A 21,533-nucleotide genomic window follows, 5' to 3' on the forward strand; every position below is an offset into this window, starting at 1 on the left:
TCACGCGACGCCCTGGCTCTCCTCCAGATAGGCCAGCGCCCCCACCGGCTCCTCCGCGAAGAACACCAGCTCGGTCAGCGGGCGCGGCAGGAAGCCCTCGTCCTCCATGCGCCGGAACTGCTCCTTCAATCCGTCGTAGAAGCCCGCGGTGTTGAGCAGGACCACCGGCTTGTCGGTGTGACCGTGCTTCTTCAGCTCCAGGATCTCCGTGGCCTCGTCGAGCGTGCCCGTGCCGCCCACCATGATCACCACCGCGTCGGACTTCTCCAGGAGGAGCCTCTTGCGCTCGGCGAGGTCCTTGGCGATGACCATCGCGTCGACTCCCGGGCGGACCTTGGCGGACAGGAACTCCACGGAGACGCCGACGAGCCGGCCGCCCGCCTCCTGCACGCCGTCCGCGACGACCTTCATCAGCCCGACGTCCGAGCCGCCCCACACCAGCGTGTGGCCGCCCTTGCCGAGCAGTTCGGCGAACTCCCGCGCGGGTCGGGTGTACCGCTCGTCGAGGTCGGCGGCCGAGAGGAAGACGCAGATGTTCATGGGCCCACCGTACGGGCCCGGTCGGACATCGCGGTCAGCCGCATCCTGGACTGCCGGTGCGGCATCCGCTCCCAGTCGTCCATGAACCGCGCCTTCAGGCCGTGCCGGGCGGCGAGCGCGGTCAGGGTGCGGGTGCGGTAGGAGAAGTCCTCGCGGGGCACCTGGTGTTCGCGGCCCTCGGTGCGGTTGAAGGTGAAGTCGAAGAAGCCGCCGGGCGCGAGGATCCGGCCCACATGCGCGAAGCACTGCTCGATGACCGGCCGGGGCGAGTGCGAGAAGACGCTGTGCGCGTGGACGACGTCGAAGCACCCGGCGGGCAGGAAGCCGAAGGCCAGGTCGTCGACGAGCATCAGATGCGGCAGTTTGGCCTGTAGGCCTTCGCGGGCGAGGGTGTCCTGGGCGGCGCGCAGGACGGCGGGTGAGATGTCGATGCCGTAGTAGTGGCCGGGGTCACTGCCCCGGAGCCAGGCGTCCCGCGCGGCCCGCCGGGTGTGCGCGGGCACCCGCTCGGGGTGACGCAGGGCGTAGCGGAACCGGTGGACGAGGTGGTGCCGGTCCATGGACGGATCTGCCGCTCCCATGAGGACCTCCCCGGGAAGAACTCGGGCCCGGCGCGCGCTGCACCTTCCACAACGGCTACCCCTGAGGAGGCAGATCGTGACCCAAGGGCACCGCATCACCGTCGAGCGGAGCACCGAGCACGTGCGCGTGGTGCACGGCGACCATGTCCTCGCGGAGACCGACCGCCCGCTCGTCCTGCGCGAGACGGGCTGTCCGGCGCGCTACTACATCCCCGCCGAGGACGTCCGCCTGGATCTGCTGACCCCGTCCGACACGCACTCGTACTGCCCCTTCAAGGGCACGGCCTCCTACTGGTCGCTGCCTGACGCGCCCGACCTGGTGTGGGCGTACCCGGAGCCGAAGCCGGACGTGGCCGAGATCAAGGACCACCTGTGCTTCTACGAGGCGGAGGTCACCGGCTAGGGGCGGTTGCGGTCACCGGCCGGGCGGATCTCGAACGGCCGGCTCGGCCGGCGGCGGGCGACCGCGTCACGCCGTGGCGCCCGCCGTCGCGCGCGTGGTCGAGGCGATCGTCGCCGAGCCGACCACGCGCGTGCCGTCGTAGAGCACGATCGCCTGGCCGGGGGCGACCCCGCGGACGGGCTCCGTGAACGACACCCTCAGCTCGCCGTCCACCAGTTCCGCCCGGACCTCGGTCTCGCCGCCGTGGGCGCGCAGCTGGGCGGTGTAGGTGCCGGGACCGGTCGGGGCGGCGCCGCACCAGCGGGGCTTGATCGCGGTGAGCCCGCTGACGTCGAGGGAGGCGGCCGGACCGACGGTCACGGTGTTGTTCACCGGGGAGATGTCGAGGACGTAGCGCGGCTTGCCGTCGGCGGCCGGGGTGCCGATCCTGAGCCCCTTGCGCTGGCCGATGGTGAAGCCGTACGCGCCCTCGTGGGTGCCGATCCTGGCGCCGGACTCGTCGACGATGTCGCCCTCCGCCTTGCCGAGGCGGTTCGCCAGGAAGCCCTGGGTATCGCCGTCGGCGATGAAGCAGATGTCGTGGGAGTCGGGCTTCTTGGCCACCGCCAGGCCCCGGCGCTCGGCCTCCGCGCGGATCTCCTCCTTGGTCGTGACGGTGTCACCGAGCGGGAAGAGCGCGTGCGCGAGCTGCCGGTCGTCGAGGACGCCGAGGACGTACGACTGGTCCTTGGCCATGTCGGAGGCGCGGTGCAGCTCACGGGTGCCGTCCTCGCGGACGATCACCTGGGCGTAGTGGCCGGTGCAGACCGCGTCGAAGCCGAGCGCGAGGGCCTTGTCGAGCAGGGCGGCGAACTTGATCTTCTCGTTGCAGCGCAGGCACGGGTTGGGGGTGCGGCCGGCCTCGTACTCGGCGACGAAGTCCTCGACCACGTCCTCGCGGAAGCGGTCGGCGAGGTCCCAGACGTAGAAGGGGATGCCGATGACGTCGGCGGCGCGGCGGGCGTCGCGGGAGTCCTCGATGGTGCAACAGCCACGCGCGCCCGTGCGGAACGACTGCGGGTTCGCCGAGAGGGCGAGGTGGACGCCGGTCACGTCGTGGCCGGCTTCCGCGGCGCGGGCGGCGGCGACGGCGGAGTCCACGCCGCCGGACATGGCGGCGAGGACGCGGAGGGGGCGCTGCGTGGAGTTCGTCATAACCCTTCCAGGGTACGGGGGCGCGGGAACCGCAGCCGCCGGATATCCGTTGACGGTCACATGGGGGCGGGAACGGCATCCGAGGACGGCGACCGGCACATCGGCCGGCGCGCGCTGATCGTGGGCGGGGCGGCCGCCGCGGTGGGCACCGGTGTGCTGGCCCGCGACGAGCTGGCGCGCCTGTGGTGGCGCACGCCGGGCGTGGCGAAGCCCCGCAAGAAGGGCGAGGTCGACTACACCGGCGCGCGCTGGATCGCGGCCTCGGACGCCAACTGGCGGCGCGCGGACCGGCCCGACGACTACGGCATAGACATGGTGATCGTCCATGTCACCCAGGGCAGCTTCGCCAGCGCGGTCAAGGCCTTCCAGGACCCGGGGCACCGGGCGGCGGCGCACTACATCGTCGGCCAGGACGGCCGGGTCACGCAGATGATCCGAGAGCTGGACGTGGCGTACCACGCGGGCAACCGCGACTACAACGAGCGCAGTGTCGGCATCGAGCACGAGGGGTTCGTGGACCGGCCCGAGGACTTCACCGACGCGATGTACAAGGCCTCGGCGCGTCTGACGGCACGGATCTGCGCGCGCTACGACATCGCCGTGGACCGCGAGCACATCATCGGGCACGTGGAGGTGCCGGGGACGGACCACACGGATCCCGGCGAGCACTGGGACTGGGACCGGTACCTGCGCCTGGTGCGCGCGGCACGCACGAGAACCGCCTGACACCGGGCCGCCCGCCCGTCTCCCGTTACGTCAGTCCTGCCGCGCGGGCGCGTTCGACCGCCGGGCCGATCGCCCGGGCGAGGGCCTCCACGTCGGCCTCGGTGGAGGTGTGGCCGAGGGAGAAGCGCAGGGTGCCGCGGGCCAGGTCCGGGTCGGTGCCGGTGGCGAGCAGGACATGGCTGGGCTGGGCGACCCCGGCGGTGCAGGCGGAGCCGGTGGAGCACTCGATGCCCTGGGCGTCGAGGAGCAGCAGGAGGGAGTCGCCCTCGCAGCCGGGGAAGGTGAAGTGGGCGTTGGCGGGGAGCCGGCCCCCGGGCGCGGGGTCGCCGCCGAGGATCGCGTCCGGGACCGCCGTACGGACCGCCTCGACGAGGGCGTCGCGCAGGGCGCCGATCTCCCGGGCGAACCACGCGTGCTGCTCGGCGGCGAGGCGGCCGGCGACGGCGAAGGACGCGACGGCGGGGACGTCGAGGGTGCCGGAGCGGACATGGCGCTCCTGACCGCCGCCGTGCAGAACGGGGACGGGGGTGTACTCACGGCCGAGCAGCAGGGCCCCGATGCCGTAGGGGCCGCCGATCTTGTGGCCGGAGACGGTCATCGCGGCGAGTCCGGAGGCGGCGAAGTCGACGGGGACCTGGCCGTACGCCTGGACCGCGTCGGCGTGCAGGGGGATGCCGAACTCCCGTGCCACGTCGGCCAGTTCACGGACCGGCATGATCGTGCCGATCTCGTTGTTGGCCCACATCACGGTGGCGAGGGCGACGTCGTCGGGGTCGCGGGCGATGGCCTCGCGCAGGGCCTCGGGGTGGACGCGGCCGTGGGTGTCGACGGGGAGGTACTCGACCGTGGCGCCTTCGTGCTCGCCGAGCCAGTGCACGGCGTCGAGGACGGCGTGGTGCTCGACAGGGCTGGCCAGGACGCGGGTGCGGGCCGGGTCGGCGTCGCGGCGGGACCAGTACAGGCCCTTCACCGCGAGGTTGTCGGCCTCGGTGCCGCCGGAGGTGAGGACGACCTCGCTGGGGCGGGCGCCCAGGGACTCGGCAAGGGTCTCCCGGGCCTCCTCGACGGTGCGCCGGGCGCGGCGGCCGGATGCGTGGAGGGAGGAGGCGTTGCCGGTGACGGCCAGCTGTGCGGCGAGTGCCTCGACCGCCTCGGGAAGCATCGGGGTCGTCGCGGCGTGGTCGAGGTAAGCCATGGTGACCCGATTCTACGGGCCCGGCCGGTCGGCCTCGTGTGCGGTCCCGGCCTAGAAGCTCCAGGAGACGGTGCTGTCCATCTGCATGAAGGCGACCAGGACGAGCAGGTCGGCGACGCCGAGTCCGAGGCCGAGGAAGGCGCGGCCGCGGCGGGCGGTACCGCGCCACAGGGCCACCGAGGCCAGGGCGATGGCGACCGGGCCGAGGAAGACGTTCAGGACGAGGAGGCCGACGAGGCCGAGGATGAAGGAGGCCACGGCCATGCCGTCGGCGTCGCGGACTCCGGTGCGCTGGGTGGCCTGGGTGGCCGGGGCGGTGAGCTGCATGGTGATCAGTCCCCTGAGGTCGATGGGTCGGGCGGGCCGGCGGTCAGCGGGTCGACGCGTGGCGGCGGGAGTTCCGCTCGCGGAGCGCGAAGATGCCGAGCCAGGCGGCGATCACGGCGGCGGCGACAGCGGTGAAGGCGAACGGCGCGTGGGCGACGGTGCCCAGGACGGCGCCGAAGAGCAGGAGTGCGGCGACGAGGAACAGCATGGGATGAGATCCCCCTCCGAGATGCTTGCGTGGGTGCTTCTCGTGACAAGTCGGTGAACAGTTGTAGTAACAGTTGTTCACCGAGTGCCCAGTCTAGCGCTCCCGATGACTTCTCAATTCCAGAGAACAGTTGTTTACTGCATGGTATGAGTCACACCCTCGGCATCCGGCAGGCCCAGAAGCTCAAGACCCGACAGGCGCTCCTCGACGCCGCGTTGGGGTTGCTGGAGGAGCAGAGCCTGAGCAGTCTGGGTCTGCGCGAGGTCACGCGCGCCGTCGGCGTCGCGCCCACGGCCTTCTACCGGCACTTCCGCTCCACCGCCGACCTCGGCGTCGCCCTCGTCGAGGAGGCGCTGGGCAGCCTGCACCCGATGATCCGCACCACGGTCACGGTGGCCGACACCGCCGGCGAACGCATAGACCGCGCCGTCGAGTTGATCTCCCACCATGTCCGCACGCACCCCGCCCACGTCCGCTTCATCGCCCGGGAGCGGCACGGCGGCGTCCAGCCGGTGCGGGAGGCCATCCGCGGCCAACTGGCCCGGTTCGCGGAGGAGGTGAAGGAGGAACTCGCCAAGGACCCGGAGTCCGAGGGCTGGAGCGACGACGACCTGCTGATGCTGGCGCACCTCTACGTCGACCAGATGCTCATCACCGCCTCCCTGTTCCTGGAGGCGCTGGAGGCCCCGGAGGAGGAGCGGGAACGGGTCACACAGGTCGCCACCCGCCAGATGCGCCTCATCAGCATCGGCCGGGAACACTGGCGGGACTGACCGGCCGGCCGCGACCCTCCGGCCCCACACCGAGGGACGTCAGCTCCCGGTCGCCTCCGAGGTCGCCGCCCGGCTCGGGGTGTAGCGCTCCCTTGAGGACGCGCTGTCCCCTGCCTGTGCGCCGGGCAGAGGCCGCCTAAAGCGCCCCGTCCGACCTGCGGTTCTCCTCCGCGCCGCCTGCTGGTCGCTGGTACAGGTCCGTGACAGAGGCGGCCGCCCGGACCAGTTCCGCGCGCACCTCGGGCGGCGAGAGCACCTCGATCCGGTCGGAGAACTGCAGCAGTTGACGGGTCTCGCCGAGCACGCCGTACGACAGCCGGACCGTCACCCAGTCGTTGGGCCCCTCGTCCTCGGGGAGTTCGGCCAGATAGGGGGCGTTGAGGCGCAGGAAGAGGTCGAGGCGGTCACGCCGGACGCGTACGACGACGTCGATCCCGCCGGGGCGTTCCTCGACCTCGCGGCGCAAGGCCTCCCAGACCTCGGCGAGTTCGACGCCCCGCCGCCGTCGCACGGGCTCGTCGAGGACGGTCGCCGTACGCACCCGGTCCGCGCGGAACAGCTGTGGCCTCGCCCGCCGGTCGGCGACCAGGTACCAGACACCCGCCTTGGAGACGAGACCGTACGGGTCGACGGTGTACGTCCGCGGCTCGCGCCGCCCGCTGTGCCGGTAGCGCAACCGCAGCCGGCGGTCGGCGAAGACGGCGTCCTGGAGCACCTCCAGGTCGACGGCCGGCCGGGGCCCGCCCTTCCAGCGGGTGGCGTCGACCAGGATGCGGCGGGAGGCCACCTCGGCGGCGGGGCGGTGCGGGGCCGGAAGGGCGGCCATCACCTTGCGCAGGGCCGAGCCGAGGGCCGCGTCCAGGCCGAGCGCGGCGTGCGCGCCCTGCGCCGCCAGGATGAACAGGGCGCGGGACTCGTCCGCCGTCAGTCCGGTGACGTCCGTGCGGAAGCCCGCGAGGAGTTCGATGCCGCCGTGCCGCCCACGCTCGGCGTAGACGGGGACGCCCGAGGCGGAGAGTGCCTCGATGTCCCGGTAGATCGTGCGGACGGACACCTCGAGGCGGTCCGCGAGTTCGCGCGCCGGGACACGGCCGCGGGTCTGGAGGAGCAGCAGGATCGACAGCAGGCGGTCGGACTTCACCCCACCAGGATCCCCTCACCGGGGCGCCGTCCGTGCCGGGCGGGCGCCGCTCAGCCGAGCCGGGCGCGGGCGAGCTGGCGGGACTGGGCCACCAGACGGTCCGCGCTGTCCCAGACCTCGGCGTCCTCCTCCAGGAACCCGTGGGCGAGGTTGCGGGTGGTGATGGAGACGCGCAGGGGGCCCGGGGCGGGACGGCAACGGACGTGGACCGTCAGCTCGACCGTGGGCACCCAGCCCTTCAGGCCGATCTCGAAGGCGGTGGGCGGCAGCGCGTCCACCGCGAGAAGCAGCGAGAAGGGGTCCGGGTCGCGGCCGTCGGCCAGACCGAACCAGGCGCGCATCTCCCCCTTGCCGGAGGGGGCGCCGAGAGCCCAGCCGAGCGTGCTCGGGTCGAGCTTGAGCATCAGGCGCTCGGTGAGGGCGGAGCTGCCGTCGACGGGGGCCGGCCCGTCCTCGGGGCCGAAGCACTGGTCCATGGGCGGGATCGCGGGCGGCGTCGCCGTCGTACGGACGTCGTCGGGCAGCGCGTCCAAGTCGCCGTACGACGCCAGGACCCGGATCCGCTCGATCTCGTTGCCCTGCTCGTCGTACTGGAAGAGCGAGGCCTGGCCGGTGGAGAGGGTGCGGCCGGTGCGGGCGACGTCGGTGCGGACGACCGCGGGGCCGGGCTGGGACGCCGTCAGGTAGTGCGCGGAGATCGTGAACGGGTCGGTGTGCGGCAGGGCGTCGGCGAGGGCGCGGCCCAGCACGGCCAGAAGGTAGCCGCCGTTGACGGCACTGATGATCGTCCAGCCGGCGGACAGGTCGATGTCGTAGACACCGGGTGCGCGGCGGGTGAGTGCGGTGTCCCGGTCGAACTCGCTGTCGCCGATCGTGGCCTGCGTGGCGGTAGCTGCTTCTGGCATGGCTGAACGCTACAACAGATAACTACTAAGCGGTAGCTTTTCTCGGCCGGAGGGCGGTCGTCACTCCTCGCTCACGGTCGAACGCCGGTTCCAGGCCCGCGGCGCTCGCCAGTGGTATCGCATCGCCAGCAACCGCAGCACGAAGGCGGTGACGACCGCCAGTCCGCTGGTGACCGGATTGAGGGCGTCGTAGCGGATGCAGAGCACGACCAGGGTGGCGCCGACCATCGCCGGGACCGCGTACAGGTCGCGGTCCCAGCGCAGCAGTGACGGCACCTCGTTGGCGAGCACGTCCCGGAGCACACCCCCGCCGACCGCGGTGGCCAGTCCGAGGGTGGCCGACTGGGTGAGACCGAGCCCGTAGTCGTACGCCTTCGTCGTGCCCGTGACGCAGAAGAGGCCGAGGCCCGCCGCGTCGAAGACGTTCACGCCGAACTGGATGCGCTCCACCTGCGGGTGGAGGAAGAACACCAGGGCGGCGGCGAGCAGCGGGGTGATGAAGTACCCGAGATCGGTGAAGGCGGCGGGCGGGACGGCGCCGATGATCAGGTCGCGGAACAGTCCACCGCCCAGGGCCGTGACCTCGGCGAGGACGGCGATGCCGAAGACGTCGAAGTTCTTGCGGACGGCCAGCAGCGCACCGGAGATGGCGAAGACGAAGATGCCGACGAGATCGAGCGTGTGCTGGACGGAAGGGGTGAACAGGTTCTGGAGCACCCGTACATTCTCACCCAGCAGCGAGCCCCCACCTTGCAAATGAAGGCGGGGGCTCGCTGACAGGACCTACTGAGGGGCTTATGCGTCCTTCGACGGAGCCTCGGGCTCGTCGGTGGCCGCGGCGCTCTCAGCCGCTTCGGGAGCCTTGGGCGCTTCGGGAGCCTTGGGCGGCTTGGGCGCTTCGGCGGCCCCGACCTCCGCCGCCACCGCGGCCGACGTCTCCGCCGACTCCGCGAGCACCTCGTCCGCGACCAGTTCGGCCGCTTCCTTGGCGACCGTCAGCAGGACGGTGTCCTGCGGAGCCTGGTCCTCGAAGTTCTCCGGGTGGTGGCAGGCCACCTGCTGACCGGGCTTGAGCTCGGTGAGCTTCGGCTCGGTCGTCGTGCAGATCTGCGTCGCCTTCCAGCACCGGGTGTGGAAGCGGCAGCCGCTCGGCGGGGAGATCGGCGAGGGCACGTCGCCCTTGAGCAGGATGCGCTCGCTCTTGGCGTTCTTGCGCCGCGGGTCCGGGATCGGCACCGCCGACATGAGCGCCTTGGTGTACGGGTGCATCGGCGCCCTGTACAGCGACTCGCGGTCGGCCAGCTCGACGATCTTGCCGAGGTACATCACCGCGATCCGGTCCGAGACGTGCCGCACCACCGAGAGGTCGTGCGCGATGATCACGTACGTCAGACCGAGTTCCTGCTGGAGGTCGTCCAGCAGGTTCACGACCTGGGCCTGGATCGACACGTCGAGCGCGGAGACCGGCTCGTCGGCCACGACCAGCTTCGGGTTCAGGGCCAGCGCGCGGGCGATGCCGATGCGCTGGCGCTGACCGCCGGAGAACTCGTGCGGGTAGCGGTTGTAGTGCTCGGGGTTGAGACCGACCACCGACAGCAGCCGCTGGACCTCGGCCTTGATGCCCCCCTCGGGCGTGACGCCCTGGAGCTTGAAGGGGGCGCCGACGATCGTGCCGATGGTGTGGCGCGGGTTCAGCGACGAGTACGGGTCCTGGAAGATCATCTGCACATCGCGGCGCAGCGGACGCATGCCGCTCACCCCGAGGTGCGTGATGTCCTGGCCCTCGAACTCGACCGTGCCGGCCGTCGGCTCCAGCAGGCGGGTGATCAGCCGGCCCATCGTCGACTTGCCGCAGCCGGACTCGCCCACGACGCCGAGGGTCTCGCCGGACTTGACCTCGAAGTCGATGCCGTCGACCGCGCGCACCGCGCCGACCTGCCGCTGGAGCAGGCCCTTCCTGATCGGGAAGTGCTTCTGGAGCCCGGTCACCTTGAGCAGGGTCTCGCCGGGGGCGGCACCGCTCTTGGTGATCACCGTGCCTTCGCTCGGCGCAGGGATGCTCACTTTGTCCTCGCTCACAGCTTCGGCGCAATCTCTTCGGTCCAGATACGCTCCCGCTGCTCCTGGGTCATGTGGCAGGCGGCCCAGTGCTGGCTGCCGACCTCGGTCAGGTCGGGGCGGACCGTGCGGGTGACGTTGTCCTTGGGGACGTCCGCGTACGGGCAGCGCGGGTTGAAGGCGCAGCCGGACGGGATGTTGATCAGCGAGGGCGGGGAGCCCTTCACCGGGATGAGGCGCTCCTGCTGGTCGCGGTCGAGGCGCGGCATCGAACCGAGCAGACCCCAGGTGTAGGGGTGACGCGGCTCGTAGAACACCTTCTCCGCCGGACCGCGCTCGACGCAGCGGCCGCCGTACATCACCAGGATGTCGTCGGCCAGCTCGGCGACGACGCCCAGGTCGTGGGTGATGACGATGACCGCGGAGCCGAACTCCTTCTGCAGATCCCGGATGAGGTCGAGGATCTGCGCCTGGACGGTCACGTCCAGGGCGGTCGTCGGCTCGTCCGCGATGAGCAGTTCGGGGTTGTTGACCAGCGACATCGCGATCATCGCGCGCTGGCGCATACCGCCGGAGAACTCGTGCGGGTAGCTGTCCACCCGCTTGTCCGGCTGCGGGATGCCGACCCGGTCGAGCATCTCCACCGCGCGGCGCTTGGCGGTCTTCTTGTCCACGTTGTGGTGGATGCGGTACGCCTCCACGATCTGCTGCCCGATCGTGTAGTACGGGTGCAGCGCGGACAGCGGGTCCTGGAAGATCATCGCCATCTCGCGGCCACGCAGCTTGCGCACGTGGTCGGGGTCCGCGGAGAGCAGCTCGGTGCCGTCCAGCCAGATCTCGCCGGAGATCTGCGCCTTGCGCTTGCCGTACTGGCCGGCGGTGTGCAGGCCCATGATGCCGAGCGAGGTCACCGACTTGCCGGAGCCGGACTCGCCCACGATGCCGAGGGTCTTGCCCTTCTCCAGCTGGAAGCTGAGCCCGTCCACGGACTTGACCAGACCGTCGTCGGTCGGGAAGTGCACCTTCAGGTCGCGCACTTCCAGGAACGCGGTCGGCGCGGGCGAGGCGGGGGTGGGCTCGCCCACGGCCGCTCCGCTCTTGCTCAGTTCGGTCATGCGAGCCTCACTCGGGGGTCGATCACGGCGTACAGGACGTCCACCACGAGGTTGGCGATCAGCACAGCGACGGAGGTGATCAGGGTGACGCCCAGAATGATGGGCAGGTCCTGGTTCTTGATGCCGTTCAGCACGGCCTGGCCGAGGCCGGGGAGGCTGAACGTGGTCTCGGTCAGGATCGCGCCGCCGATGAGGGCGCCGAGGTCCATGCCGAGCATGGTCAGGATGGGGGTCATCGTCGAGCGCATGGCGTGCTTGCTGATGACGACCCGTTCCGTCAGGCCCTTGGCACGGGCCGTCCGGATGTAGTCCTCACCGAGGATCTCCAGCATGGTGGCGCGGGTGATCCGGGCGTACATCGCGGCGTAGAGGAACGCCAGGGTGATCCAGGGCAGGATCATGCCGCCGAGCCAGCCGGTGAAGCTGTCCTCCAGGGGCACGTACTGGCCGTCGATCCAACCCAGACCGTAGGAGAAGATCGCGAGGCTCAGCAGGCCGGTGAAGTAGATCGGGAGGGAGACACCCGACAGGGCCACGACCATCGCGCTGCGGTCCCACAGGCTGCCCCGCTTGAGCGCGGAGAGCACACCGGCGGCGACACCAAGGATCAGCCACAGCACGGCGGCACCGAGCGCGAGACCCAGGGTCACCGGGAAGCGGTCGGTCAGCACCGGCCAGACGGCCTGCTCGCTGCGGAAGGAGTAGCCGAAGCACGGCGCGGAGCAGTGCACGGTGTCGCCACCGCCCACGTAGGTGCGGCCCGCGAAGATGCCCTTGAAGAACTCCCAGACCTGGGCGTAGATCGGGTCGCTCAGACCCAGCTTCTGCCGCACGCCCTCGACGGCGGCGGGGTCGGCCTGCTTGCCCACGAAGCTCAAGGCGACGTCGACGCCCGCCCACTTGGGGACGAGGAAGAAGATGCCGAAGACCACCATGATGATGACCACGAGCATCACTGCGGCGGCGAACAGCCGCCTGATGAGGTAAGCGAGCACAGCTCTCGGCCCGCCGCGGACCGCGGGCCACCGGAGGTCTTCCGGTGGCCCGCGCTCACGCGTCGCCGGCCTTCACCTGCCTTTCGTGCCGTTCGGCGGGTGTGCCGGGGTTACTTCGAGGACTTCAGACCGAGGTTGACGAAGTCGTACATGCCGCTGTAGTTGTCCGACGTGTAGACGTTCGCCAGACGGCCACCGCGCCAGTTCACGAACTTCTCGAAGACGAAGGGCAGGTAGTAGCCGCCCTCCATCACCGCGTGGTTGATGTCCTTCGCGATGGCCAGCTTGCCCGCGTCGTCCTGCGTCTTGACGTAGGTGTCGAACAGCCCGTTGATCTTCTTGTCGTCGATCATCGCGAAGTTGTTGTTGCCGCTCTCCAGGATGTAGCTGCCGTCCCACAGCGGGAGACCGAAGCCCTGGACGGACGGGAAGTCGGCGCCCCAGCCCATGATGATGATGCCGTAGCCCTTCTTCTTCACGTTCGAGGGGCTACCGATGATGCCGGAGGTCTGCGAGCCGTCGTACTGGTCGATGTCGACGGTGATGCCGACCTTCTTCAGCGAGGCCTGGAGGGACTCGGCCGTGGCGACCTCGACCGGCTTGTTGTTACGCACCGCGATGGTGGTCTTGAAGCCGTTCGGCTTGCCGCAGGCCTTCAGCTCGTCCTTGGCCTTGGCGACGTTGCCGTTCTTGTTGGCACCGGCGAGCTCGTACGGGTCGTACTTCTGGCCCTCGGCACCGGGGACGGTCGGGGGCAGCATGTTGGTGCCGATGTCACCACCGGCGACCGGGCCACCACGCGCGGTCTGCAGCGAGACGTGGTCGGCGCCGTAGATCACGGCCTTGCGGCAGTGCTCGTTGTCGAACGGCTTCACCGTCTGCGGGAAGACCGCGTACCGGATGTAACCGGAGACCGGGTTGTCCAGGTTGGCCTTGTGCTCCTGGAGGGCGGAGGTGCGGCCCTGCGGCGACAGACCGGTCTGGTTGATGTCCAGGTCGTAGTCACCGGCGAGCAGACGGGCGTCCAGGTCGTTGGCGTTCGAGAAGAACTTGACCGAGATCTTGTCCGGGTAGGCCTTGCGGATCGGGTCCGAGGCCTGGCTCCACTTGTCGTTGCGGACCAGGACCAGGTCCTTGCCCGGGCTGTACGACTGGAACTTGTACGGGCCGGAGGAGAACGGCTTCAGGCCGTACTTGGACTTGGTGTCCTTGTCCTGGCGGACCGGGGAGGCCGAGACCAGGGCGAGGATCTCCTCGAAGTCGGCGTTGGCCGCCGGCAGGTGGAAGACGATCGTCTTGTCGTCCGGCGTGTCGATCGCCTTCAGACCGAGCTTGTCCGCGGACTTGTCCTTGTACGGGCCCTTGTACTCGCCCTTGGGGTCGAGGACGTCCTTGAGGTAGACCGGGCCGCCGGACAGCACGTCCTGCGCCCAGACACGCTCGATGCCGTACTTGACGTCCTTGGACGTGATCGGCTTGCCGTCCTCCCACGTGACGCCGTCACGCAGGGTGTACGTGTAGGTCTTGCCGTCGTCCGTGACCTTGCCGAGGCCGGTGGCCAGGTCCGGGGCGAGCTTCGTGCCTTCCTCGCCCGGCGCCGGGGTACCCGTGACGAGCTGACGGCTGTAGTAGCGCGCGAAGTTCCACATGAAGCCGTAGTAGCCACGCGTGGTGTCCCACGAGTCGGCGTCCTGGGCACCGGCGAACTTCAGCTCGCCGCCCTTCTTGGCCAGCGAGGCCTGGGCGACCTTGTTGTTCGCGGCGTTGAAGCCGGCCGCGCCGGTCGCCGAGCCCTTTTCACCGCCGTCGTCGTCGCCGCCGCCGCACGCCGCCGTGGTCAGCAGCGCGGCGACCGCGGCGACAGCGGCAAATGCCTGCTTCCGCCGCCCTGAGGTGCGTTGGGTAGTCACGATCTCGGATCCTCCGAATTTGATGAGAGACCCCGTGTCAGTGCCACGGGACGCTTTGGGTACGGCAGTTCAGCGGGAACCCTTCGGGTCCAGCGCGTCCCGCACGCCGTCGCCGAAGAGGTTGAAGGCAAGAACGGTGATGAAGATCGCTACACCGGGCACCACCATGTACGTGGGGTCCGACTTGTAGTAGTCGATCGCGTTCGAGAGCATCTGCCCCCAGGAGGCCGTGGGGGGCTTGACGCCCACGCCCAGGAAGCTGAGCGCCGCCTCGGTGAGGATGTTGGTGGGGATCATCATCGTCGTGTAGACGATGATCGGCGCGACCAGGTTGGGCAGCAGTTCCTTGAACAGGATGTAGAGCCGCCCGGCGCCGAGCGAGCGGGCCGCCTCGACGTATTCACGCTCCCGGAGCGAGAGCGTCTGGCCGCGCACCACGCGTCCGATGTAGGGCCAGCCGAAGAAGCCGATGACCAGGATCATCACGAACAGGCGGACGCCCGTGCCGGTGAGTCCGAGCATCTCGTTCGGCATGACGGAGACCAGCGCGATGATGAAGAGCAGCTGCGGGAAGGCCAGCAGGCCGTCCATCACGCGGCTGACGGCCGAGTCGATCCAGCCGCCGAAGAAGCCGGCCAGGATGCCGAGGACCGTGCCGATGACCACGGCGACGATCGCGGACAGGAAGCCGACGAGCAGGGAGATCCGGGCGCCGTAGACGACACGCGCGAAGATGTCGCGGCCGTTGACCGGCTCGACACCCAGCCAGTGGTCGCCGCTGATGCCGCCGAAGTCTCCCTTGGGGGTGCCGAACAGCGGGTCGATCAGGTCGGCGTCGTGGTAGGTGTTCGGGTCCTGCCCGTACAGGTTCGTGATCACCGGCGCGAGCAGCGCGACCGCGATCAGGAACAGCACGACGATTCCGCCCGTGAGGGCAAGCTTGTCCCGCTTCAGGCGCTCCCAGGCGATCCGCCCCAGGGAACGTCCCTGTACGGCCTTGGCGTCGGCGCTCACAACCGCCGCTTCTTCGGCCGCGCTCGGGGCCGCTTCCGCGGTCGGCTCGTGCAATGGTGCCGTCATCTGGCAGGGGCCCCTCTCAACCGGCGGTAGCCGGCCCTCACTTGCCGCTGTAGCGGCGTGATCAGTCCGTCGTACACAGGGGCGAACCCACCCCTGCTGCGGGAGTCTTCAACGCTTTGGTGATCTGTTGCCAGACTTGGCGGGGAAAGGATGCGTAAACGTGATGCGGGCTGGGGGGTTCCGTTATCCGGACGGCGGGTAACGACCGCCGGACGGGGACCAGTTGGGACATTCGGTGCCGCACAGGTACCTTCTGCCCACATCTACGCGCGCAGATACACTCCCGTAACAGAAGAGCCTGTGGCCGGTCGGGCTCAGTAACCGCCGGGCGCCGGAGGGTAGCCGTACCCGGCCGCGGGGGCCTGGGCGGGGGCCGCGGCGTGGGCCTCACGGTCGTAGAAGGGGCGGGCGCTCGCGCGCATCCACATCGCGATCGGGTCGTACTCGTCGGACATGGCGACGGTCGACACCGGCAGCCCGTCCGGGACCGCTCCGATCGACTGCTGCATCATGGCGCGCACCGAGTCCACCGCGGGCGGGCTGGTGTCGTACACGTCCAGGCCGATGGCGAGGTACGGCGCCCCGAGCGCGGGCTGCACCCAGGCGCGGCGCAGTGAGCGGACCGCCGGGGTGCGGTGGGCGTTGTGCGCGATCAGGGCGTAGAACTGCGGGATCTCGATGCCGGGCTCCGAGAGCCGGAGCGGGCCGGCGGGCTGGCGCTCCAGTCCGGTGGCGATCCGGCGCAGGTCGAGCCAGGGGATGCCGACACCGCCGCCGGGGGCGTGCGGGTTGAGCCAGAGGCCGAAGTGGTCGGGGTAGAGGGTGCGGGCCACGTCGACCCCGTCGACGACCTCGTAGGAGCGGTTCCAGCCACTGGCGCTGAGCTCCTGGGCCGAGGTGACACAGGGGGCGTAGCCGTAGCCGTCGACCTCCATGTTCCCGTACTGGGCGTCCGGCGACCCCGACTGTCCGTGCCACAGGAGCATCCAGACCTGGCCGGAGGAAGGGGCCGCGAGGGCACGGAGGAGTGCCTCGTAGGCGTCGTAGCGCCCGGGCGTCACCTGGCGCAGCATGTGCTCGACCGTGCCGGTCGCGGTGCCGGTGCCGCTGGCGCTCACGTCGTCCGCCCCTTCGGGAAATCTGCGTATTCGGAAACAGCTTAAGCGTTGGGAGCCCGGGGCTTGCGTGGTCTGCGGGGTGCGGGTCGTGGTGGGCCGGTCGCACGGTTTCCCGTGCCCTCAGGAGGTTGCGAAGCCCTGGGGGTAGAAGGGACGTACCTTTTGACGCATCCAGTGGCCCACCGGGTCGTCCGCCACGTCCAGCAGGACCAGGTTCACCGGCCACGGGACCGGTGTGCGGCCCAGGGCCCGGCCGAGGGCGTCCATCGGGAGGGTACGCAAGTCGCCCTCCCACCGGGAGAGCTCGACGCCCACGAACATCACGGGGTCGGCCGTCTCGATCGCGGCGAGGCAGCGGCGGGCCGTCAGGACCACGCCGGTCGCGGCGAACTCGGCGGAGGCGGTGGCGAGGAAGTCGACCGGGTCGTCCTTCCAGTCGGGCTCGTAGAGCTTGACGCGGCCACCGGTGTTGGGACCGTCCAGCGGGGTGCGGCCCATGCGGCACAGCTCGGCGACGGCGGCGGGCGGCAGCGGGACGCCGACCACGCCGTCCGGGTTCACGGCGATGCCGACCTGCGGGGGCAGGCCGCGGGCGAACTCCACGGCGGGCGCGACGGTGTACGCCATGTGCCCGCCGGCGACCTGCCGGAACTGTTCCTCGGAGCTGAAGACGGGGACGAACGCCTGGCCGCCGATCTCCATGGTGGGCAGGTCCAGGGGGCCGCTGTGCGGGCCGCCGCCGTTGGGCAGCGGGACCCAGACGAAGCTGCGGCCCAGGACCTCGATGATCCGGCCGCCCGCCGCGGGTATGCCGAGGGAGGCCGAGAGGACCTCCTCCAGCTCGTTGCCGGGCCAGCCGCTGCCGTGCGGATGGGGGTGTGCCTGTGCCGGGAATGCCATCTGTCCGTCCGCCTGCCGAGAACCGCCGCCTGGGGCCTGCCTGTGGCTGAAAAGGCTAGCGGGTACGCCGACCGCCGATGCCCGGCCGTACCCGCGAAGCCGCTGCGACGCCGGACCTCCGGTGCCTGACCGTGCCCGACCGTGGACCTCAGCCCCTGAAGCCGAAGCGGCGCCGGACCCACCAGTGCCCGACCGCGGCCTCAGCCCGTTTAAGCCGCTGCGGCGCCAGACCCGCCGGTGCCCGACCGCGGCCTCAACACCCGCTGGAGCCGAAGCGGGGCCGGACCGCCGGTGCCCGGCCGCGGCTCTCAGCCCGTGAAGCCGATGCGGCGCAGGGTGTTCGCCGCGTCTCGGTCGAGCAGTACCGCGGAACCCACGCCCTGGGGCAGGTCGCCCTCGGCCACGGAGCGGATCAGGCGGGCGGCGGCCGTGCGGTGGCGCAGGAAGGCGTACGTCGAGACGCCCCGGCCGCGCTCGCGCTGGCCGGCCAGCGCGGTGTCCGGGGTGACGTCGAGGAGCAGCAGGTGCAGGGTGCCGCCGCGGCGCCGGGCCGCGCGGGCCAGCCAGCCGCGCACCCAGGACTGCGTGCCGCAGTCGTGCACCACGACGCCCTCACCGGAGCGCAGGGCGCGGTACAGGCCGAGGTAGTGGGCGGCCCGGACGAGCGGGCGGTAGACGGCGTACGGCAGGAAGCGGGGCACCCGCTCGTCCCAGCGGTCGCGGGTGTCCTGGGAGTCGACGCGCAGGCCCTTGACCGCCCGCTTCATCAGGGTGGACTTGCCGCTGCCGGGCAGTCCGGTGATCACGACGAGGTCGGCCGGGGCGAAGAGCAGGGCATGCGGGCTGTGTCCGGCGCGCTCGCGCAGGTCGCGGACGACCGGCCGCGGTGCGCACGTCTCCCGGGCCGTCTCGCGGAGCGTCTCCGGGAGCGGGGCGGCCGGCTGCGCGGGCAGCGCGACGGCCGAGGTGCCGGCGTACGCAGAGGTCCTGTTCACCGTGATCGTCCTCCCCTGGAGTGGGTCACGAGTTCCCCTCCCCGTCGAGTGTAAAGAGAAGGTAATCCGCGACGCCTCCTGTTTCCGTCCGCTTCTCGCTACAGGCCTGCTACAGGGTGCCTTTCGTGTCCGTGGAGCCCGAGCGGCCCCCGGGGGGAGCCACCCCTGCCGCCCCGGACGGATGCGTGCAATGATGTCCGCGCCAACTGCATACCGGCCGTTTGAATCCGCGCGGGAGAGTTCCGGGCCGTACGTCCTCGTACGAGTGCCCGGGCGCCGAAGGAGCAAGTCCCTCCCTTGAATCTCTCAGGCCCCGTTACCGCGCGGGCGAGGCACATCTGAAAAGCGAGCCGCCCTCCGGCGGTTCCACCCAAGGTGCAAGTCATGTCCCCTACGGTCATGGCGAACCTCTCAGGTTCCGATGACAGATGGGGAGGAACGACCTCGCCTGTCATGCCTTGGGAGACATCCGTCCGATGAGCACTGAACCCCGCCTGACCGCGCTCGATGCCCTGCATCGCTCGCTCGGCGCGACGATGACCGACTTCGCCGGCTGGGACATGCCCCTGCGCTACGGCTCCGAGCGCGACGAGCACAACGCCGTGCGCACGAGGGCCGGTCTCTTCGACCTCTCCCACATGGGCGAGATCACGGTGACCGGACCGCAGGCCGCCGCCCTGCTGAACTACGCCCTGGTCGGCAACATCGCCTCCGTGGGCGTCGGCCGCGCCCGCTACACCATGATCTGCCGCGAGGACGGCGGCATCCTGGACGACCTGATCGTCTACCGGCTCGACGAGACCGAGTACATGGTCGTCGCCAACGCCTCCAACGCCCAGGTCGTCCTGGACGCGCTGGTCGAGCGCGCGGCCGGCTTCGACGCCGAGGTCCGCGACGACCGGGACGCGTACGCGCTGATCGCGGTCCAGGGCCCGGAGTCCCCCGGCATCGTGAAGTCCCTCACCGACGCCGACCTCGACGGCCTGAAGTACTACGCCGGCCTGCCCGGCACCGTCGCGGGCGTCCCGGCCCTGATCGCGCGCACCGGCTACACCGGCGAGGACGGCTTCGAGCTGTTCGTGAAGCCCGAGCACGCCGTGGAGCTGTGGCAGGCCCTCACCAAGGCGGGCGAGGGCGTCGGCCTGGTCCCCTGCGGACTGTCCTGCCGGGACACCCTGCGCCTGGAGGCGGGCATGCCGCTGTACGGGCACGAGCTGACGACCGAGCTGACGCCCTTCGACGCCGGGCTCGGCCGGGTGGTGAAGTTCGAGAAGGAGGGCGACTTCGTGGGCCGCGCGGCCCTGCGCGAGGCCGCCGAGGACTCCAACCACGATCCGCGCGTCCTCGTCGGCCTGGTCGCCGAGGGCCGCCGCGTCCCGCGCGCCGGGTACGCCGTGGTCGCGGACGGCGAGGTGATCGGCGAGGTCACCTCCGGCGCCCCCTCCCCGACGCTGGGCAAGCCGATCGCGATGGCCTACGTCGACGCCGCGCACGCCGCGCCGGGCACCCCCGGGGTCGGTGTGGACATCCGGGGCGCGCACGAGCCCTACGAGGTCGTGGCTCTCCCGTTCTACAAGCGCCAGAAGTAGACACTGGGCGCAGGGGCCCGCTCCCGCGTGACCCTGCGCACATTCGCGCTGCTCACGCGCGTTTTCCGCACTCCCCGGCATTCACCATCACCCGCGTACAGGAGAATTCAGGCCATGAGCAACCCCCAGCAGCTGCGGTACAGCAAGGAGCACGAGTGGCTGTCGGGCGCCGAGGACGGCGTCTCGACGGTCGGCATCACGGAGCACGCGGCCAACGCGCTCGGCGATGTGGTCTTCGTCCAGCTCCCGGAGGTCGGTGACTCGGTGTCCGCGGGCGAGACCTGCGGCGAGCTGGAGTCGACCAAGTCGGTCTCCGACCTGTACTCCCCCGTCTCCGGTGAGGTCACCGAGGTCAACGAGGACGTCGTCAACGACCCGTCGCTGGTGAACTCCGCCCCCTTCGAGGGCGGCTGGCTGTTCAAGGTACGTGTCACGGAGGAGCCGGCCGACCTGCTCTCCGCCGACGAGTACACCGCCTTTTCCGCCGGCTGAGGAGTCGTACACCTGATGTCCGCACTGAACACGCCCCTGCACGAGCTCGACCCGGAGATCGCCGCGGCGGTCGACGCCGAGCTGAACCGTCAGCAGTCCACGCTCGAGATGATCGCCTCGGAGAACTTCGCTCCGCTGGCGGTCATGGAGGCCCAGGGCTCGGTCCTGACCAACAAGTACGCCGAGGGCTACCCGGGCCGCCGCTACTACGGCGGCTGCGAGCACGTCGACGTCGCCGAGCAGATCGCCATCGACCGGATCAAGGAGCTGTTCGGCGCCGAGTACGCCAACGTCCAGCCCCACTCCGGTGCCTCCGCCAACCAGGCCGCGCTGTTCGCGCTGGCCCAGCCCGGCGACACCATCCTCGGCCTGGACCTGGCGCACGGCGGCCACCTCACGCACGGTATGCGGCTGAACTTCTCCGGCAAGCAGTTCAACGTGGTCGCCTACCACGTGGACGACGCCGGCCTGGTCGACATGGCCGAGGTCGAGCGGCTCGCCAAGGAGCATCGCCCGAAGGTGATCATCGCGGGCTGGTCGGCGTACCCCCGCCAGCTGGACTTCGCCGAGTTCCGCCGGATCGCCGACGAGGTCGAGGCGTACCTGTGGGTCGACATGGCGCACTTCGCCGGTCTGGTCGCGGCGGGGCTGCACCCGAACCCGGTGGAGCACGCGGACGTCGTCACCTCCACGACCCACAAGACCCTCGGCGGCCCGCGCGGCGGGATCATCCTGGCGCGGAAGGAGTTCGCGAAGAAGCTGAACTCCTCGGTCTTCCCGGGCTTCCAGGGCGGTCCGCTGGAGCACGTGATCGCGGCCAAGGCGGTCTCCTTCAAGGTCGCCGCGAGCGAGGAGTTCAAGGAGCGCCAGCGGCGTACTGTGGAGGGGGCGCGGATCCTCGCCGAGCGGCTGACGGCCGAGGACGCCCGTGCGGCCGGGGTGAACGTCCTGTCCGGCGGCACCGACGTGCACCTGATCCTGGTGGACCTGCGCGAGTCCGAGCTGGACGGCCAGCAGGCCGAGGACCGTCTCCACGAGGTCGGCATCACGGTCAACCGCAACGCCGTCCCGAACGACCCGCGTCCGCCGATGGTCACCTCGGGCCTGCGGATCGGCACGCCCGCCCTCGCCACCCGCGGCTTCACGGCCGAGGACTTCGCCGAGGTCGCGGACGTGATCGCGTCGGCACTGAAGCCGTCGTACGACGTCGAGGCCCTCAAGGCGCGGGTGACGGCGCTGGCCGACAAGCACCCGCTGTACCCCGGCCTGAACAAGTAGTTCCCCGGTG

The 21,533-nt window shown here is 70.6% G+C and carries 23 protein-coding genes and 2 riboswitches; of the genes, 6 read left to right on the forward strand and 17 right to left on the reverse strand.

Annotated features, from left to right (window positions below):
- The gene (locus ACZ56U_RS12075; RefSeq protein ID WP_469083935.1) at positions 1-540 is read right to left on the reverse strand and encodes an LOG family protein; all 540 of its coding nucleotides are present in this window, start codon (positions 538-540) and stop codon (positions 1-3) included.
- Positions 537-1,121 carry a class I SAM-dependent methyltransferase gene (locus ACZ56U_RS12080; RefSeq protein ID WP_469083936.1) on the reverse strand — a complete coding sequence of 195 codons (585 nt, stop codon included), beginning with the start codon at positions 1,119-1,121 and terminating at the stop codon, positions 537-539. The genes ACZ56U_RS12075 and ACZ56U_RS12080 overlap by 4 nt, the downstream gene beginning before the upstream one ends.
- A 76-nt stretch (positions 1,122-1,197) precedes the next feature.
- Between ACZ56U_RS12080 and ACZ56U_RS12085 the strand changes: the two genes are divergently transcribed.
- The gene (locus ACZ56U_RS12085) at positions 1,198-1,524 is read left to right on the forward strand and encodes a DUF427 domain-containing protein (protein ID WP_469083937.1); all 327 of its coding nucleotides are present in this window, start codon (positions 1,198-1,200) and stop codon (positions 1,522-1,524) included.
- A gap of 66 nt (positions 1,525-1,590) precedes the next feature.
- Here the strand turns inward: ACZ56U_RS12085 and mnmA are convergent, their stop codons facing one another.
- The gene (mnmA, locus tag ACZ56U_RS12090) at positions 1,591-2,718 is read right to left on the reverse strand and encodes a tRNA 2-thiouridine(34) synthase MnmA (RefSeq protein ID WP_469083938.1); all 1,128 of its coding nucleotides are present in this window, start codon (positions 2,716-2,718) and stop codon (positions 1,591-1,593) included.
- 60 nt (positions 2,719-2,778) lie between these two features.
- On the opposite strand from mnmA, the gene ACZ56U_RS12095 reads away from it, so the two are divergent.
- A complete protein-coding gene (locus tag ACZ56U_RS12095) occupies positions 2,779-3,444 on the forward strand; it encodes an N-acetylmuramoyl-L-alanine amidase (RefSeq protein WP_469083939.1) in 666 nt (221 codons plus the stop codon).
- A 25-nt stretch (positions 3,445-3,469) separates the two neighbouring features.
- Here the strand turns inward: ACZ56U_RS12095 and ACZ56U_RS12100 are convergent, their stop codons facing one another.
- The 3 genes from ACZ56U_RS12100 to ACZ56U_RS12110 are packed head-to-tail and all read right to left on the reverse strand — an operon-like array spanning position 3,470 to position 5,174.
- A complete protein-coding gene (locus tag ACZ56U_RS12100; RefSeq protein ID WP_469083940.1) occupies positions 3,470-4,639 on the reverse strand; it encodes a cysteine desulfurase family protein in 1,170 nt (389 codons plus the stop codon).
- 51 nt (positions 4,640-4,690) lie between these two features.
- The gene (locus ACZ56U_RS12105) at positions 4,691-4,966 is read right to left on the reverse strand and encodes a DUF4190 domain-containing protein (protein WP_469083941.1); all 276 of its coding nucleotides are present in this window, start codon (positions 4,964-4,966) and stop codon (positions 4,691-4,693) included.
- Positions 4,967-5,009: 43 nt separating this feature from the next.
- On the reverse strand, positions 5,010-5,174 hold the full coding sequence (locus ACZ56U_RS12110) for a hypothetical protein (protein ID WP_469083942.1): 165 nt from the start codon (positions 5,172-5,174) through the stop codon (positions 5,010-5,012).
- Between the two features lie 146 nt (positions 5,175-5,320).
- On the opposite strand from ACZ56U_RS12110, the gene ACZ56U_RS12115 reads away from it, so the two are divergent.
- Complete coding sequence (locus tag ACZ56U_RS12115) at positions 5,321-5,947, forward strand: TetR family transcriptional regulator (RefSeq protein WP_391232612.1); 627 nt, start codon at positions 5,321-5,323, stop codon at positions 5,945-5,947.
- A 136-nt stretch (positions 5,948-6,083) separates the two neighbouring features.
- Here ACZ56U_RS12115 and ACZ56U_RS12120 read toward each other — a convergent pair whose 3' ends face one another.
- The 11 genes from ACZ56U_RS12120 to ACZ56U_RS12170 all read right to left on the reverse strand — a co-directional run bounded on the left by ACZ56U_RS12120 (position 6,084) and on the right by ACZ56U_RS12170 (position 18,164).
- Positions 6,084-7,088: a helix-turn-helix transcriptional regulator gene (locus tag ACZ56U_RS12120; RefSeq protein WP_469083943.1), complete on the reverse strand. Its 1,005-nt coding sequence runs from the start codon at positions 7,086-7,088 to the stop codon at positions 6,084-6,086.
- Positions 7,089-7,138: 50 nt separating this feature from the next.
- Complete coding sequence (locus ACZ56U_RS12125; protein WP_469083944.1) at positions 7,139-7,993, reverse strand: thioesterase family protein; 855 nt, start codon at positions 7,991-7,993, stop codon at positions 7,139-7,141.
- Between the two features lie 60 nt (positions 7,994-8,053).
- Positions 8,054-8,710 carry a trimeric intracellular cation channel family protein gene (locus ACZ56U_RS12130; RefSeq protein ID WP_469083945.1) on the reverse strand — a complete coding sequence of 219 codons (657 nt, stop codon included), beginning with the start codon at positions 8,708-8,710 and terminating at the stop codon, positions 8,054-8,056.
- Positions 8,711-8,788: 78 nt separating this feature from the next.
- Positions 8,789-10,057: an ABC transporter ATP-binding protein gene (locus ACZ56U_RS12135; RefSeq protein WP_469083946.1), complete on the reverse strand. Its 1,269-nt coding sequence runs from the start codon at positions 10,055-10,057 to the stop codon at positions 8,789-8,791.
- A gap of 11 nt (positions 10,058-10,068) precedes the next feature.
- Positions 10,069-11,166 (reverse strand): ABC transporter ATP-binding protein, encoded by a 1,098-nt coding sequence (locus tag ACZ56U_RS12140; protein ID WP_391232620.1) that lies wholly within the window; start codon positions 11,164-11,166, stop codon positions 10,069-10,071.
- Positions 11,163-12,161, reverse strand: coding sequence for an ABC transporter permease (locus tag ACZ56U_RS12145; RefSeq protein ID WP_469083947.1), 999 nt, complete (start codon positions 12,159-12,161; stop codon positions 11,163-11,165). The genes ACZ56U_RS12140 and ACZ56U_RS12145 overlap by 4 nt, the downstream gene beginning before the upstream one ends.
- Before the next feature lie 110 nt (positions 12,162-12,271).
- Positions 12,272-14,071 (reverse strand): ABC transporter substrate-binding protein, encoded by a 1,800-nt coding sequence (locus tag ACZ56U_RS12150; RefSeq protein ID WP_469083948.1) that lies wholly within the window; start codon positions 14,069-14,071, stop codon positions 12,272-12,274.
- Positions 14,072-14,140: 69 nt separating this feature from the next.
- Positions 14,141-15,151: an ABC transporter permease gene (locus tag ACZ56U_RS12155; RefSeq protein ID WP_469083949.1), complete on the reverse strand. Its 1,011-nt coding sequence runs from the start codon at positions 15,149-15,151 to the stop codon at positions 14,141-14,143.
- A gap of 314 nt (positions 15,152-15,465) precedes the next feature.
- Positions 15,466-16,269, reverse strand: coding sequence for an enhanced serine sensitivity protein SseB C-terminal domain-containing protein (locus tag ACZ56U_RS12160; protein WP_469083950.1), 804 nt, complete (start codon positions 16,267-16,269; stop codon positions 15,466-15,468).
- Between the two features lie 120 nt (positions 16,270-16,389).
- On the reverse strand, positions 16,390-17,169 hold the full coding sequence (locus ACZ56U_RS12165) for an enhanced serine sensitivity protein SseB (RefSeq protein WP_469083951.1): 780 nt from the start codon (positions 17,167-17,169) through the stop codon (positions 16,390-16,392).
- Between the two features lie 308 nt (positions 17,170-17,477).
- Positions 17,478-18,164 carry an AAA family ATPase gene (locus tag ACZ56U_RS12170; RefSeq protein WP_469083952.1) on the reverse strand — a complete coding sequence of 229 codons (687 nt, stop codon included), beginning with the start codon at positions 18,162-18,164 and terminating at the stop codon, positions 17,478-17,480.
- Positions 18,165-18,386: 222 nt separating this feature from the next.
- Positions 18,387-18,496, forward strand: a riboswitch (glycine riboswitch).
- Positions 18,497-18,602: riboswitch (glycine riboswitch) on the forward strand.
- 38 nt (positions 18,603-18,640) lie between these two features.
- Between ACZ56U_RS12170 and gcvT the strand changes: the two genes are divergently transcribed.
- The 3 genes from gcvT (at position 18,641) to glyA (ending at position 21,523) form a co-directional block, all read left to right on the forward strand.
- The gene (gene gcvT, locus ACZ56U_RS12175; protein ID WP_469083953.1) at positions 18,641-19,753 is read left to right on the forward strand and encodes a glycine cleavage system aminomethyltransferase GcvT; all 1,113 of its coding nucleotides are present in this window, start codon (positions 18,641-18,643) and stop codon (positions 19,751-19,753) included.
- A 114-nt stretch (positions 19,754-19,867) separates the two neighbouring features.
- Positions 19,868-20,245, forward strand: a complete 378-nt coding sequence (gene gcvH, locus ACZ56U_RS12180; protein WP_391232631.1) for a glycine cleavage system protein GcvH — start codon at positions 19,868-19,870, stop codon at positions 20,243-20,245.
- Between the two features lie 15 nt (positions 20,246-20,260).
- Entirely contained in the window at positions 20,261-21,523 is a 1,263-nt protein-coding gene (gene glyA / locus ACZ56U_RS12185) for a serine hydroxymethyltransferase (RefSeq protein WP_398838100.1), read from the forward strand.
- The last annotated feature ends 10 nt before the right edge of the window (positions 21,524-21,533 follow it).

This window comes from Streptomyces sp. NPDC034103 (assembly GCF_055575395.1).